This is a genomic window from Actinoallomurus sp. CA-150999 (assembly GCF_050942425.1).
Classification (GTDB): domain Bacteria; phylum Actinomycetota; class Actinomycetes; order Streptosporangiales; family Streptosporangiaceae; genus Actinoallomurus.
This window is the reverse complement of sequence record NZ_CP192063.1, coordinates 10117825-10131027: the sequence shown is the minus strand read 5'-3', so window position 1 is coordinate 10131027 and position 13203 is coordinate 10117825. Positions and strand designations below refer to the sequence as shown.

At 69.5% G+C, this 13203-nt stretch carries 12 protein-coding genes; 7 read left to right on the top strand and 5 right to left on the bottom strand.

Annotated features, from left to right (window positions below):
- The first annotated feature begins 23 nt into the window (after positions 1-23).
- A complete protein-coding gene (locus ACQP2O_RS46605) occupies positions 24-2576 on the top strand; it encodes a bifunctional FO biosynthesis protein CofGH (RefSeq protein ID WP_433176007.1) in 2553 nt (850 codons plus the stop codon).
- A gap of 124 nt (positions 2577-2700) precedes the next feature.
- On the opposite strand, the gene ACQP2O_RS46600 is transcribed toward ACQP2O_RS46605, so the two are convergent.
- Both ACQP2O_RS46600 and ACQP2O_RS46595 read right to left on the bottom strand, forming a co-directional pair.
- On the bottom strand, positions 2701-3084 hold the full coding sequence (locus ACQP2O_RS46600; RefSeq protein ID WP_433176005.1) for a hypothetical protein: 384 nt from the start codon (positions 3082-3084) through the stop codon (positions 2701-2703).
- 265 nt (positions 3085-3349) lie between these two features.
- Entirely contained in the window at positions 3350-4294 is a 945-nt protein-coding gene (locus tag ACQP2O_RS46595; protein WP_433176003.1) for a C40 family peptidase, read from the bottom strand.
- A gap of 256 nt (positions 4295-4550) precedes the next feature.
- Here ACQP2O_RS46595 and ACQP2O_RS46590 point away from each other — a divergent pair, with 256 nt between their 5' ends.
- The 3 genes from ACQP2O_RS46590 (at position 4551) to ACQP2O_RS46580 (ending at position 7309) form a co-directional block, all read left to right on the top strand.
- A complete protein-coding gene (locus ACQP2O_RS46590) occupies positions 4551-5528 on the top strand; it encodes a substrate-binding domain-containing protein (RefSeq protein ID WP_433176001.1) in 978 nt (325 codons plus the stop codon).
- Between the two features lie 156 nt (positions 5529-5684).
- The gene (locus ACQP2O_RS46585) at positions 5685-6122 is read left to right on the top strand and encodes a hypothetical protein (protein ID WP_433175999.1); all 438 of its coding nucleotides are present in this window, start codon (positions 5685-5687) and stop codon (positions 6120-6122) included.
- Between the two features lie 158 nt (positions 6123-6280).
- Positions 6281-7309: a chitinase gene (locus ACQP2O_RS46580; RefSeq protein ID WP_433175998.1), complete on the top strand. Its 1029-nt coding sequence runs from the start codon at positions 6281-6283 to the stop codon at positions 7307-7309.
- 85 nt (positions 7310-7394) lie between these two features.
- On the opposite strand, the gene ACQP2O_RS46575 is transcribed toward ACQP2O_RS46580, so the two are convergent.
- Positions 7395-8243 (bottom strand): helix-turn-helix transcriptional regulator, encoded by an 849-nt coding sequence (locus tag ACQP2O_RS46575; RefSeq protein WP_433175996.1) that lies wholly within the window; start codon positions 8241-8243, stop codon positions 7395-7397.
- Positions 8244-8382: 139 nt separating this feature from the next.
- Between ACQP2O_RS46575 and ACQP2O_RS46570 the strand changes: the two genes are divergently transcribed.
- Complete coding sequence (locus ACQP2O_RS46570; RefSeq protein ID WP_433191384.1) at positions 8383-9378, top strand: aldo/keto reductase; 996 nt, start codon at positions 8383-8385, stop codon at positions 9376-9378.
- Between the two features lie 73 nt (positions 9379-9451).
- On the opposite strand, the gene ACQP2O_RS46565 is transcribed toward ACQP2O_RS46570, so the two are convergent.
- Positions 9452-10294 carry a GntR family transcriptional regulator gene (locus ACQP2O_RS46565; RefSeq protein WP_433175995.1) on the bottom strand — a complete coding sequence of 281 codons (843 nt, stop codon included), beginning with the start codon at positions 10292-10294 and terminating at the stop codon, positions 9452-9454.
- Positions 10295-10475: 181 nt separating this feature from the next.
- Between ACQP2O_RS46565 and ACQP2O_RS46560 the strand changes: the two genes are divergently transcribed.
- A complete protein-coding gene (locus tag ACQP2O_RS46560) occupies positions 10476-10901 on the top strand; it encodes an ATP-binding protein (protein ID WP_433175993.1) in 426 nt (141 codons plus the stop codon).
- Between the two features lie 125 nt (positions 10902-11026).
- Here the strand turns inward: ACQP2O_RS46560 and ACQP2O_RS46555 are convergent, their stop codons facing one another.
- Positions 11027-11977, bottom strand: a complete 951-nt coding sequence (locus ACQP2O_RS46555) for a hypothetical protein (protein WP_433175992.1) — start codon at positions 11975-11977, stop codon at positions 11027-11029.
- Between the two features lie 233 nt (positions 11978-12210).
- On the opposite strand from ACQP2O_RS46555, the gene ACQP2O_RS46550 reads away from it, so the two are divergent.
- Positions 12211-13200, top strand: coding sequence for a winged helix-turn-helix domain-containing protein (locus ACQP2O_RS46550; RefSeq protein ID WP_433175990.1), 990 nt, complete (start codon positions 12211-12213; stop codon positions 13198-13200).
- Positions 13201-13203 lie beyond the last annotated feature (3 nt).

The following is a 13203-nucleotide window of genomic DNA, read 5'->3' as shown; positions in this document are numbered from 1 at the left end:
TGAACCGGGCGTATGTTGCCAACATGAGTGATCCCGCCGCTCCGGCGCCATCGCCCACCGCCCTCCGTCGTGCGCTCGCTCGGGCGCGCGACGGCAAATCGCTCGACGCCTCCGAGGCCGAGGTGCTGCTGCACGCGCGCGGCGAGGACCTGGAGACGCTTCTGTCGTACGCCGCGCGGATCCGCGACGCGGGGCTGGAGGCCGCCGGCCGGCCCGGGGTGATCACCTACAGCCGCAAGGTGTTCATTCCGCTGACCCGCCTGTGCCGCGACCGGTGCGGCTACTGCACGTTCGCGACCGTGCCCGGCCGCCTCGACGCGCCGTACCTCAGCCCCGACCAGGTCCTGGAGATCGCCCGCCAGGGCGCCGAACTGGGCTGCAAGGAGGCGCTGTTCACCCTCGGCGACCGGCCGGAGGACCGCTGGAAGCAGGCGGGCGAGTGGCTGCACGCGCACGGCTACGACGACACGCTCTCGTACGTGCGCGCGATGGCGATCCGCGTGCTGGAGGAGACCGGGCTGCTGCCCCACCTCAACCCTGGTGTCATGAGCTGGCGGGACCTGCAGCGGCTGCGGCCGGTCGCGCCGTCCATGGGAATGATGCTGGAGACGACGTCCCGACGGATCTTCGAGGAGAAGGGCGGCGCGCACTTCGGCTCGCCCGACAAGGACCCGGCCGTACGGCTCCGGGTGCTGGAGGACGCCGGCCGATCGAACGTGCCGTTCACGACGGGTGTCCTGATCGGCATCGGCGAGACCGTACGGGACCGCGCTGAGTCGATCTTCGCGATCCGCAAGGTCGCGCGCGAGTACGGCGGGATCCAGGAGATCATCGTCCAGAACTTCCGCGCCAAGCCGGACACCAAGATGCGCTCGATGCCCGACGCCGAGCTGGAGGAACTGGCCGCGACGATCGCCGTCACGCGCATCGTCCTCGGGCCGAAGGCACGCGTGCAGGCCCCGCCGAATCTCGTCGACTCCGAGTACGCCCTGATGCTGCGGGCGGGCATCGACGACTGGGGCGGCGTCTCCCCGCTGACGCCCGACCACGTCAACCCCGAGCGCCCGTGGCCGCAGATCGACGAGCTGGCCGCCCGCACCGCCGACAGCGGCTTCACGCTGCGGGAGCGCCTGACGATCTACCCGGAGTACGTCCGGCGAGGCGAGTCCTGGCTCGACCCCCGCCTCGCCGCCCACGTGGCCGCGCTCGCCGGCCCCGACGGGCTGGCCCGCGAGGACGCCGCGCCGGTGGGCCGGCCCTGGCAGGAGCCGGACGGCAGCTGGGGCGAGGCCGGGCGGACCGACCTCCACGTGGCGATCGACTCCGAGGGCCGGACTAAGGACCGGCGGGACGACTTCGACGAGGTGTACGGGGACTGGTCCGAGGTCGGCACGCGGATCCGGCCCGCGGAGCGGTTCGACGCCGACGTCACGGCGGCCCTGCGGAACGCCGAGCGCGACCCGGCCGGGCTGTCCGACCAGGACGCCCTCGCGCTGCTGCACGCCGACGGCCCCGAGCTGGACGCCCTGGCGCGGCTCGCCGACGACCTGCGCCGCGACGCCGTCGGCGACGACGTCACCTACGTCGTCACCCGCAACATCAACTTCACCAACGTCTGCTACACCGGCTGCCGCTTCTGCGCGTTCGCCCAGCGCCGTACGGACGCCGACGCGTACACGCTGTCCATCGAGCAGGTCGGGCAGCGGGTCGACGAGGCCTGGGCGGCCGGGGCGACCGAGGTGTGCATGCAGGGCGGCATCCACCCGGACCTGCCGGGCACCGCGTACTTCGACCTCGCACGCGAGGTGAAGAAGCGGGCGCCGGAGATCCACATGCACGCCTTCAGCCCGATGGAGGTCGTCAACGGCGCCGCCCGTACGGACCTGTCCATCCGGGACTTCCTGCTCGAGGCCAAGGAGGCGGGCGTCGACTCGCTGCCCGGAACGGCCGCCGAGATCCTCGACGACGACGTGCGCTGGGTGCTCACCAAGGGGAAGCTGCCGACGTCGGCGTGGACCGAGGTGGTCACGACCGCCCACGAGATCGGCCTGCCGACCACCTCGACGATGATGTACGGCCACGTCGACACGCCTGCCCACTGGGTCGCGCACCTGAAGCTGATCCGCTCGATCCAGGAACGCACCGGCGGCTTCACCGAGTTCGTCCTGCTGCCGTTCGTGCACCAGAACGCTCCGATCTACCTCGCCGGCCTGGCGCGGACCGGGCCGACGGCGCGGGAGAACCGCGCGGTGCACGCCCTCGCCCGCGTCCTCCTGCACGGGGCGATCCCCAACATCCAGTGCTCGTGGGTGAAACTCGAGGACGAGCTGTGCGCCCAGGTCCTCCAGGGCGGCGTCAACGACCTCGGCGGCACGCTCATGGAGGAGACAATCAGCCGGATGGCCGGGTCGGAGAACGGCTCGTTCAAGACGATGTCGTCGCTGGAGGAGCTGGCCGCGCGGGCGGGGCGTCCGGCGCGGCAACGGACGACGCTGTACGGCGCGGTGCCGGAGGAGCGTCGTGCGGCGGCGCTGGCGACGGACGGCGTCGGGCGGTTCCTGCCGCTCATCAGCTGATCGCCGGACTGAGCGGGCGTCCGCTCACGTGTTCTCCCGGGCGCTGACGGACGAACGGACATGACAGCGCCCCGGGGCGGGTCGGCCCCGGGGCGCTGCACGCATGTCTCAGGTGCTCGTCAGGCTACTTGGGGAGGACCTTCAGGCAGGTGCTGGGCACCCAGCCCTTGATCGTCTTGTGGCCCTTGGGCTTGTACGCGACGCGGTCCCAGGCGTTCTTCCAGTCATGCTTGTTGTTGCAGCCGTCGTGGTAGCTGTACTTGCCGCCGGTCTCCCACTTATCGGAGCAGACCGTCTTGCCCTTGGGAAGGACGCCGAGCGCGGTGGCGTTCTTCTTCTTGGACGCGCGGATCTTGACGGCCTCCTTGGCCTTGACCTTGTACAAGCAGGACGCGATGGTCACGTCGGAGGGGGAGGAGGCCGGAGCGGCGGACGCGGAGGTGGAGACTCCGAGGCCGGCGACCGTGAGGGCGGCGGCTGCCGCGCCTACCGCCAGAAGCTTCTTCATTGGGAATTCCTATCTACTCGCCTCAACCGCCTGGCTTCGGGCGCAGTAAGTGGTACGCGCGTACAAGCGGGATGACCCGAAAAAGCTACTGAACGCGGTCGGAGCCGGACTAGATCCCAAAGTCCTGCTTCGTCGACCTCTCCTAGGACCAATGGCCCAGATATTCACCCGGATAAGTGGGTGCCGTTGAGCCCCGGATTCTTCGAATGGTGAGGGGCTGGAGGGCGGACAGGGTGGTCCGGCACCCTGTCCGCCGCGTCGTCACTTAGCCGATGAAGCGGACGACGTGGGCGGTGTGGCGTCCCGACCCGTACAGGGTCGTGACGTGCACGCTGTGCGAGCCGCGTGGCGGCGCGGCCTCGATGATCTTGTTGTTGCCGATGTAGAGCGCCACGTGGGTCGTGGAGTAGATGTTGTCACCGCTACCCCAGAAGATCAGGTCGCCCTTGCGCAGCGACGACCAGCTCTTCTTCGGGCCCCGGCTGTACTGCTGGGAGGTGTCGGCGCCGATGTCGATGCCCGCGCCCTTGTAGAAGGCGTACAGCGTCAGGCCGGAGCAGTCGAAGCCGTAGCGCCGGTAGTCGTTGTAGCCGCCCGGGCTCGGCGACGCGATGCCGCAGGACGCGCCACCCTTGCCGCCGGCGCCCCACGAGTAGCTGCGGACCTTCTTGGTCTCCGCCGTGGCAAGCGCGATCACCCGGTTGATGCGGGCGCTCGTCGAGCCGACGCGGGAGCCGGCGGAACCGCTGTTCCGGCCGTGCACGGCGGCGCTGCTGTAGCAGTTGCTGGAGCCGGCGCCGCTGCCGCTGCCGCTCGTGCTCCCGCCGCCGGTGCCCGTCGAGCCGGTGGTGCACCGCGGCACGCCCGGGACGAACCCGGTGTGGCCGGTCTTGACGTAGACGTCGGTCACCCAGGTGCCGGCGGAGGTCTTGTCCCAGATGTTGGAGCCGTAGGCGTACTCGCCCGGGTCCTGGCAGACGATGGGGACATTCTGCCCCTTCTTGTACTGGTCGACCTTGACGGTCTTCGCGTTGAGCGACTTGCCCGCGCGTCCGTTGAGATTGTCGCCCGCCACGAAGTTGTGGACGGTGACCTTCTTGCTGGACGACGTTGACTGCACGTGCGACGACGAGCAACCGCTGGCCGCCGCGATGCCGAGGGATACGGCCGCGACGCTCAGCCCGTTGACGAGTTGTCGTCTGGTTGTCATGAGCGGGTCCTCTCCTGGCGCGGCTCGGGGCCGCGCTGGTCGGGGGCTTGCGGTCGGTGATCATGACACACATTGCGGGGAGTAACGCATCTATTTCACAAATCCGACTTAATCGGACACGTATCGTCACTCAAAGTAAGTGGGTACTGGCGAACGCGAAAACCGCTCGTAAATCCACACCGATAGTTAAAGAAAGGTAAACGCCTCAAACGGGCATTTAGCGGCACTTTTCACCGGGCGTACTATCCTCCGGATCATGGCCGTGACCAGGAGGGATCCCCGGGTCCGTCTGCTGATCGCCGGCGCGGTGCTCCTCGTCGTCGGTCTGTCCGCCGGGGCCTACCTCCTGCGCGACCGGTCGCAGGCGTGTCAGGGAAAGACTCTGCAGATCAGCGTGGTCGCGGCACCGGATATCACCCCCGCGCTCGGCGACATCGCCGCCCGATTCAACGTGCAGCCCCACGAGATCGGCGGAAGGTGCGCGCGGATCACGATCGACATGCGCGACCCGGCGGCGGTCGTACGGTCGCTGAAGAACGGCGAGTCGCTCGACACGGACGCCTGGGTGCCCGATTCGTCGATGTGGCTGAACCCCGCCGAGGCCGCCGGTGCGCGGACGCTCGCGGCCGGCACGCCCGTCGCCGCGACACCCGTAGTGATCGCCGTCCCACGCGCCGTCGCCGGCGAGTTGCGCGACGAGAAGGCCGCCGCCAGCTGGCGCCTGCTGAAGAACGCCCCCCTGCGCGCGTCGGTCCGCACCCTCGACCCGGCCCGCAACGCCGCAGGCGCCGCCGTCGCGCTCGCCACCCGCGCCACGATCGGCCGCGTCACCGTCCAGCGGGATCCCGATCCCATCCGGCTCTACGCGGCCTTCGCCGGACTGCCCGGCCTCCGCCGCCCCCTCGTGGCCGCGACGGAACAGTCGGTCGTCGCCTACAACGACACCCACCGGCCCAATCCGGCCACCGTCCTCGTGCCCGAGGAGGGCACGCTCCTCCTCGACCATCCGCTCGTCGCGGTGACCGCCGACCCGCTGCGCGCCCAGGCCGTCGACGCGTTCCGCTGGGCGCTCCAGGCGCGGCCGGCCGTCGACACCCTCCAGCGGTACGGCTTCCGCACGGCGGACGGCCGCCTCGACGCCCGCGACGCGACCCGGCTCGGCCTCCGCGAGACCCTCCCCAAGATCCTCCCGAGCCCCACCCAGGCCCAGATCACCGCCGCGATGCGCGCCTGAACCGCGACCGAGGATTCATCCACACTTCACCGCGGAGCCGACCGGCGGCCTCCGCCCGGTCTGTCGAGGTTCCGGCCCGACCAAGATCGTTTTCTCGGCCGGAGCGGTGCTTCGCCGGTCGAGGATCAAGCCCTCCATCGAAAGCGAGAACGAACCATGCGCAGACTCATCGTCGCCGGGGCGCTCGGCGTCGTCGGCGTGCTGGCATCCGGAGTACCGGCGCACGCGGCGTCCGCCGATCACGCCTCCCCTCGTATCCAGGGTGCGGCGTGCTGGCAGAAGGTCAGCGCCCGGATCTCCATCAAGAAGACCAGCAAGAAGTGGCGCGACGTCAAGGCGCAGGTGTGGGTCGCCGATCCGAAACTGTGCAAGGGCAAGACCATCACCATCTGGCTCGAGTACAAGCGCACCGCGAGTGGCAACTGGTTCAAGGCGCAGAAGCCCATCAAGGTCAAGGTCGCCGCGTCACGCAGGCTGTACGAGGCCGGAGCCGCCGCCTACGCCTTCCCTTGCGGGCAGTACGTGCACACCGCGTACAAGCTTGACGGGACGACCTGGGTCGGCAAGGACTACAAGATCTGCAAGGGCAACTGAGCGGTCCAATCACGTGACCTGCCGAGGGTGGTCGTGGCCATGGCCATGACCACCCTCGGCAGGCTGCTGACTCGGCGGGTCTTGACAACCGTGAGCCGCGATTCTACGTTCCCAGAACGAATAGGAAACCTTCCTATTCATTTCTGAGGAGAACGCCTATGTCCTGGTCACATAGGGTCGCGACCGTCACCGCTGCTGCCTGTGTGGCTGCTCTCGGTCTGACGGGCACCGCCTCGGCGCACGAGCGCGCCGTTCCACGCCATGTCTTCGCTCCGTACGTCGAGACCTATCTACCCGACAGCCCCGCCACGCTGGCCGAGCAGTCCGGCGCCAAGTACCTCACGCTGGCCTTCCTGCAGACCGCGGCCCCGGGCTCCTGCACGCTCACCTGGAACGGTGACGCCAATGCCCCGGTGTCCTGGTCGGTCTACGGAGATGACATCACCGCGATCCGCCGCGCGGGCGGCGACGTGATCCCCTCCTTCGGCGGCTACGGCGCCGACACCACCAACACCGAGATCGCCGACAGCTGCACCGACGTCAAGGCCATCGCCGCCGCCTACGAGAAGGTCATCACGACCTACGGCGTGACCCGGCTCGACTTCGACGTCGAGGCCGACTCCCTCAACAACACCGCCGCGATCGACCGCCGTAACAAGGCGATCACCCTGGTCCAGGACTGGGCGCGCCGGCACGGCCGGACCGCGCAGTTCGTCTACACCCTGCCGACCTTCACCACGGGCCTCAGCGCCCCCGGCGTCGCGCTGCTGCGGAACGCCGAGCAGAACCACGCGAAGATCGCCGTGGTCAACATCATGACCTTCGACTACTACGACAACCAGCCGCACGAGATGGCGAAGGACACCGTCAAGGCCGCCACCGGCCTCGTCGGCCAGCTCAAGGCCATCCACCCGAACGCGAGCCTCCGGCAGCTCTGGTCGCAGGTCGGGGTCACCGAGATGGTGGGCATCGACGACTTCGGCCCGGCGGAGACCTTCACCACCGACGACGCCGTCCAGGTCGAGCACTGGGCCGCCGAGCAGGGCATCGCCGAACTGTCCTTCTGGGCCATGCAGCGCGACAACGGTGGATGCGTGGGCACCGGCGGCAGCAACACGTGCTCGGGCGTCGCCCAGCAGCCCTGGCAGTTCAGCCACGCCTTCAACCCGTTCACCAGCCGAGCCTGACCTCCCGCCCGTCGAGCCGAAGCGGCCTCCGATCAACCGTCGGAGGCCGCTTTCGGCGCACGACCCGCAGCGCCGCCGCCCACGACTAACCTCTGACGGCCCGCAAGGAACCCGGGTGGCGTCCGTTCAGGCGATCCAAGGCGGCCGAAGCGGCCTCGTCGGCGGGGAGGTAGGCGACCAGTTGCTGGCCCTCGGCGTCGAGGGTCTCGTACGCCAGGCGCACCTCGCCCACCTCGGGGTGGATCAGGCGTACGGCCCCCGTGCGGTGAGGCAGGTCCGGTGGCGCGTGCCACCGGTCGGCGAATGCGGTGCCGGCCACGATGCTCAGCTCGTCGACGAGGTGGCTCAGGTGCGGGTCATCGAGAGAGGACCCGGCCTTCAGCCTGGCGACCTCCTCGTCCGCGACGCGGTCCCAGTCGGGGTACGCAGTCCGGGCCCGCTCGTCGGTGAACACGAACCGGACCCGGCTCGACGGCCGGCCGTCGAGGAGACCGATGGGCCCGGCGAGGCGCTCATAGGCGGACGTGTAGGCGATCGTCTCGCCGAGCCGGTTCACCAGTGCGGCCGGAGTGAGGTCCATCCGATCGATCAGCGTCCGCATGGCCGGCCGCACCTGCCGTTCGGGCGGCAGCACTCCCGGGCACAACGCGCCGACGCCGGAGGCCGCCTTGGCGAGATCGCGAAGCCGGATCCGCTCGTCCGCCGACAGCCGCAGCGCATCGGCGAGGGCGGCGAGGACCGCGGATGAGGGGTGCCGGTCACGTCCCTGCTCGAGGCGCGTCAAATAGTCCACGCTGACCCCGGCGATGGTGGCCAGTTCGGCCCGCCGTAGTCCGGGCGTGCGGCGACGCGGACCCGTGGGGAGCCCGACCTGGCCCGGGGACACCGCCTCCCGGCGGCTACGGAGGAACGCCCCCAACGCGTTTTCACCCACGTCCGGAGTGTACGGCCGCGCCTCCGCGCCGATCGTGGCCCTCTCAAGGCCAGCCTCAGCGCGGCCTTCTCCGCATCACGCGGCCCGAACAGACTGACGTCATGAACCCGTTCGTACTGTCGGTGAGGGATGTGGCGTGATGCGTCTTCGGCTGCTCGGCCCGACCGGGCTGCGCGTCTCGGAACTGTTCCTGGGCGCGATGACCTTCGCCGGGCCGGATGAGGCCCGCAAAATGATCGACCTGTACGCCGCGGCGGGCGGAAACGTCATCGACACCGCCTCCGCCTACGGCGACAGCGAGGAGGTCCTCGGCCGGCTCCTCCGGGATCGCCGCGATCGATTCGTACTGGCCACCAAGTACGCCCTGACCAGGGACGCCACGGACCCGAACGCCGGCGGCGGTCATCGCAAGAACCTCACTCTGTCCCTCGAGGCGAGCCTGCGACGGCTGCGCACCGACTACATCGACCTGCTGTGGGTGCACACCTGGGACCCGCACACACCGATCGAGGAGACCATGCGAGCGCTGGACGACGCCGTCCGCGCGGGGAAGGTCCTGTACGTCGGCGCGTCGAACCTCCCCGCGTGGCTCGTCGCCCGGGCGAACGCCCTGTCCGAGTTGCGCGGCTGGACCTCGTTCGCCGGTGTGCAGGTGCCCTACAGCATCCTCAAGCGGGACATCGAGCGGGAACTGCTGCCCATGGCCGAGGCCCATCGCATGACCGTCGCCACCTACGGGGCACTCGCCGGCGGTGTCCTGTCGGGCAAGTTCACCGGCTCCGGCACCACTCCGGCCAGCACGCGGGTCGACCCCGCGTCTCTCGCTCCGCGGGACCATCAGGCCGCCCGCGCCGTACAGGAGATCGCCGAGGAACTGGGCGCGACCGCGTCGCAGGTCGCGGTCGCCTGGACTCGCACGCGGTCTTCCGCGGTTCACCCGATCATCGGGGCGCGCAACGCCGAGCAGCTCAGCGACAACCTGGGCGCGCTCGACGTCACCCTGCCCCCGGACGCCGTACGTCGCCTGGACTCGGCGCTGGAGTTCGATCTGGGCTATCCGGCCGACGCCGATACGGGGTCCCGCCCATGGCTGTTCGGCGACCGAGAGGCCGACCTCGTGCCCCGCTCCGCGTGACCGCTCAGGTGAATCCGCACCCGCTGATCGCGAAGGCTCCGGGCAGAAGGTCCGGAACTCTCGGCGATCCCGCTCACCGTGCCAGTGGCGGGCCGTCGGGCCCGGCTTCGCGGTGCGGCCAGGCCGCCGATGCGTCCCTCTTGATGTGGACGACCTCCTCGACGCGATCAGAGGGGATCACTACCTGGGTGACCTCGATCGCCTTCTCGTCCTTCGCGCTGTAACCGACACGGACGATCTCCTGCACGGGAAGACCCTTCGGGATCTCCAGCTGGGCGGCCTCTTCCGCGTCCGGGAGGCGGGCCCGGTGGAATTCCACCCACTCGATCGGTCCGTGGCCCGTCTCCTCGAGCCGGTCGATCCACGCACCCGGGCCGGAGCCGAGCGGTTCCGCGACATCCGGGGCGTCGACTACACCGCGCGGGTGGATCCACGTGTCCGAGCGCTGGAACGGCGGTTCCCCGGGCGGCCCGGTCACCCGGCGCCGCCGCAGGATCAGTGAGCCGACGGGGACCTTCAGGAAGTCGGCGAGCCGCGGGTCGGTGATCGGCTCCTCGGTCACGGTCGGCGTCACATGGTGGATCCACAACTCGCCGCCACCGGCAGCGGGAAAGCTGTAGCCACCGACCGTGGGTTCGCCGTCCGCCGTGACGTGCCTGGTGTTCCGCTTGACGAGGTTGCCGCGAAGGACGCGGCGACGCATGGCCGGACGGACGATCGTGCCGCGCCGGGGGACCGACCACACCTTGCCCTTGTCGGCGAGGCTCTTGACGGCCCGTGCGATGGAGTTGCGGGACACGCCGTAGTCCCGGGCGAGATCCTCCATGCGCGGGAGCGCCTCGCCGGCGGCCCATTCGCCCGCGTCGATGCGTCTCTCGAGATCGCGCTCGATGTCGCGGTACGGGGCTGGCGCCACGTCGACATCCTTCCTCGAATTTGTTGAAGCTTATTGACGGATGGTCATCGCATCGGCACGATGAGTGAGCGGCTATTTGTTGAAGCAAATAGGGCTGCGCCAAACGCCCACCTCCGACGGGGAGTGATTCCCTGTGCCACTTGATCCCCCGGTCCCTGCCACTGGTGCCGGACACCCCATCTTGACCGATGGATCCGCTCCGTCGTGGATATCGCTGAGGGTCCACGACGCGTCCGTCGCGATCGCACGGCGATTCGCCCGGGACGTCATCGCCGACCACGTCACGGATGCCGATCACGCCCACTCGATCGTCCTGGTCGTCTCCGAACTCGTCACGAACGCGCTGCGCGCCGCGAGCCGTCTCCGCTCCTGGTCGCACTACGACCGGCCGGTCCAGATCGGCGTCCTCTCGACCGATCAGGGCGTGCACCTGTACGTCACCGACCCGGATCCCCGGCCGATCTCGGTCGCTCATGCAGCTGAGGCGTCGGCGTTACGAGAGAACGGCCGGGGTCTCGGCATCGTCGACGCCATCGCCGGGCAACGCTGGACCACCTACGGCGACGACAGCAAGACGATCCACGTCCTCATCCCGCATCCGGTGTGACCCAACAGCCGTTGTCGCCGAGGGCCGCAGGCTCCTTCAACGGAGATCGGCGGCGATCACAGGTCGAGGGTTGGCGAGCGGGCGATCAAGGACGTCCCGGATTCCGATCAGGGAGCCGAGGACGATCAGGGCTGGCGGGTCGGGCGGGTGCGGAGCCAGTAGGAGCGGGCGGCGACGATCAGGGCGATGCCGTAGGCGCCGAAAGCGCTCAGACCGATCCAGCTCACGAGCAGGGCGTCCGTCGAGGTGTGGAAGTCGCCCCGGGGTATGGTCACCGCCCCGGCCGTGGCGAGGGCGGCGTAACCGATTCCGGCCACGCCGTACGGCGCGAGTGTGGCGGCGCCGAGAACGGCCGGCGTGAGCGGTAGCCAGCGCGGCACCCGCCTGCCGTGCAGGACGAGGGTCCAGCGGGGGAACACCTGGCCCCAGGGGCGCACCAGCCCGAAGATCAGGAATATGCCGAGCGCGGCGAGCAGCGCCGTGGCGTCGATGCCCCATGACTCCAGCGTGAGCCAAAGCCCGGAGGCGCCGTTGCGCTCGGCGATCGCGCGCATCTCCGCGCCGCTCGTCCCCGCGAAGGTGCCGCCCACCGCCCACGTCGTCTTCATCGCCGCGTACGGGACGAACGCCAGGGCTCCCGCGTAAGCGGCCCACCGCGCGGACCGGGGCGCCGGGGACGGCGCCGGCGGGCCCAGCGCGCGTCCGGAGCGGGCCGTGGTGGCGAGGAGGGCGACGCCGAGCGCCGCGAGCGCCTCGTTCGCGGCGGCCACCGGGTCGTCGACCTTCTGCTCGAAGACCAGCGTGATCACGTTCATCAGCAGGCCGAACGCGGAGACCGCCGACAGGGCGCACGCCGCCCAGAGCAGCGCGTGCCGCCTCGACCGTACGGCGATCGCCGCCAGTGCGGCGATCGCCACGACGGACCAGTCGAGTGCCGCCGGAGCCCGATGGTCGCCGCCGGCGTAGACGGGCGTATCGGTCAGCGCGCACACGAGGCCGAACCCGCCGTAGGCCACGGTCCAGAACAGTGCCGCGCGGCGTGGCCACGACGACGTCATCCCCGGATCATCGATCATGCCCTCAAGGTGGCTTCGGTCTTCCCGCGGCGGCCTCCCCCGTCCGAGTGATCACCGTCGCTCTCAAGGGCGAGTAGTCCCAGCGTTTCGCCGCCTTGCCCGCTCCCGCATCCAGAATCAGGGTTTGCCACGATGTACGCGAATGCCGGCACGTGGAAGATCCGACTGTCGCAGGATGCCCTTCATCGCGATCTTCCTTTGAGACGCGTCGTCAGGCGGTCGGAGAGACGGATATGGTCTACCGGATTCACTTCACCTCGCAGGACCTGGCGCGAACCCGGATCGCCGATAGACCCCTGCCGTTGGTCGAGTTGTCCCTTGCGATACGGGCAATCCAGGATCGCACCCAGCCTGCCCGGCTGGACTCCTGGCGGCGAACTGTAAGTGCGCCGTTGACCTTTCCAATGCGGATGGTGATGGAACTCGTTCCGCCGGTCGGCGGTTCGCCGTCCTTCCTTTCTCAGCCGTGCACCGGCAGGCCAGAGGAAGCGCTGCAAGCCGTGAGTGCGACGCCGTCCAGAATGATCGATGCTGATCTCGAGGACGTCGCGGGGCAACGGGAGATGCCCTCATGGACCCATCATCTGTCCGGTGATGTCACCCTCTTGAAGCAGCTGGAGATCGGGCTCACCGGCCTGCACGACCGCCTGCTACGCCCTTACTGGGATCAAGTCGAGAATCTGCTTCTGGCGGATCGGGCCGTACGGGTCGACCAGTGGCTCAAAGGCGGCGTCGAGCGTCTGCTCACCCAGGTTAATCCGCGATGGATGCGCTGGAACCCACCGGTGCTGGAAATCCGGATGCCGAACGGCCGCGAGCACGATGTGGTGCTCGAGGGCCAAGGCGTCCTGCTGGTCCCCTCGGTGTTCTGCGCCCGTTCACTCGTCGACGACACGGCCCGACCACAGCCCATCGTCAGCTATCCGGCGGCCCTCGACGACCCCCTGCGCCGCCTGACCGTCTTCACCCGGAAGCCGGCGGACACGGAAGGCGCGGTGTCGACCCTCCTGGGCCAGACCCGCGCCGCCGTACTCACCCTCATCGCCGAGCATCCCGGCTGCTCAACGAAGGAACTCGCTCGCCTCGCCGGCGTCGCGCCGGCCAGCGCGAGCGAACACGCCACGGTCCTGCGCAGGGCCGGGCTCATCGAGACGGCCCGGGGACGCCATGCCGTGCGGCACAGCGCCACCAGCCTCGGCATCGACCTGTTGAACGCGACCTGACTC

Bases quoted from the DNA above. Each gene is read 5' to 3' on its own strand.
- ACQP2O_RS46555 (WP_433175992.1), bottom strand. From the start codon at position 11,977: ATGATCGATGATCCGGGGATGACGTCGTCGTGGCCACGCCGCGCGGCA.
- ACQP2O_RS46600 (WP_433176005.1), bottom strand. From the start codon at position 3,084: ATGAAGAAGCTTCTGGCGGTAGGCGCGGCAGCCGCCGCCCTCACGGTC.
- ACQP2O_RS46595 (WP_433176003.1), bottom strand. From the start codon at position 4,294: ATGACAACCAGACGACAACTCGTCAACGGGCTGAGCGTCGCGGCCGTA.
- ACQP2O_RS46550 (WP_433175990.1), top strand. From the start codon at position 12,211: ATGGTCTACCGGATTCACTTCACCTCGCAGGACCTGGCGCGAACCCGG.
- ACQP2O_RS46605 (WP_433176007.1), top strand. From the start codon at position 24: ATGAGTGATCCCGCCGCTCCGGCGCCATCGCCCACCGCCCTCCGTCGT.
- ACQP2O_RS46585 (WP_433175999.1), top strand. From the start codon at position 5,685: ATGCGCAGACTCATCGTCGCCGGGGCGCTCGGCGTCGTCGGCGTGCTG.
- ACQP2O_RS46580 (WP_433175998.1), top strand. From the start codon at position 6,281: ATGTCCTGGTCACATAGGGTCGCGACCGTCACCGCTGCTGCCTGTGTG.
- ACQP2O_RS46590 (WP_433176001.1), top strand. From the start codon at position 4,551: ATGGCCGTGACCAGGAGGGATCCCCGGGTCCGTCTGCTGATCGCCGGC.
- ACQP2O_RS46570 (WP_433191384.1), top strand. From the start codon at position 8,383: ATGCGTCTTCGGCTGCTCGGCCCGACCGGGCTGCGCGTCTCGGAACTG.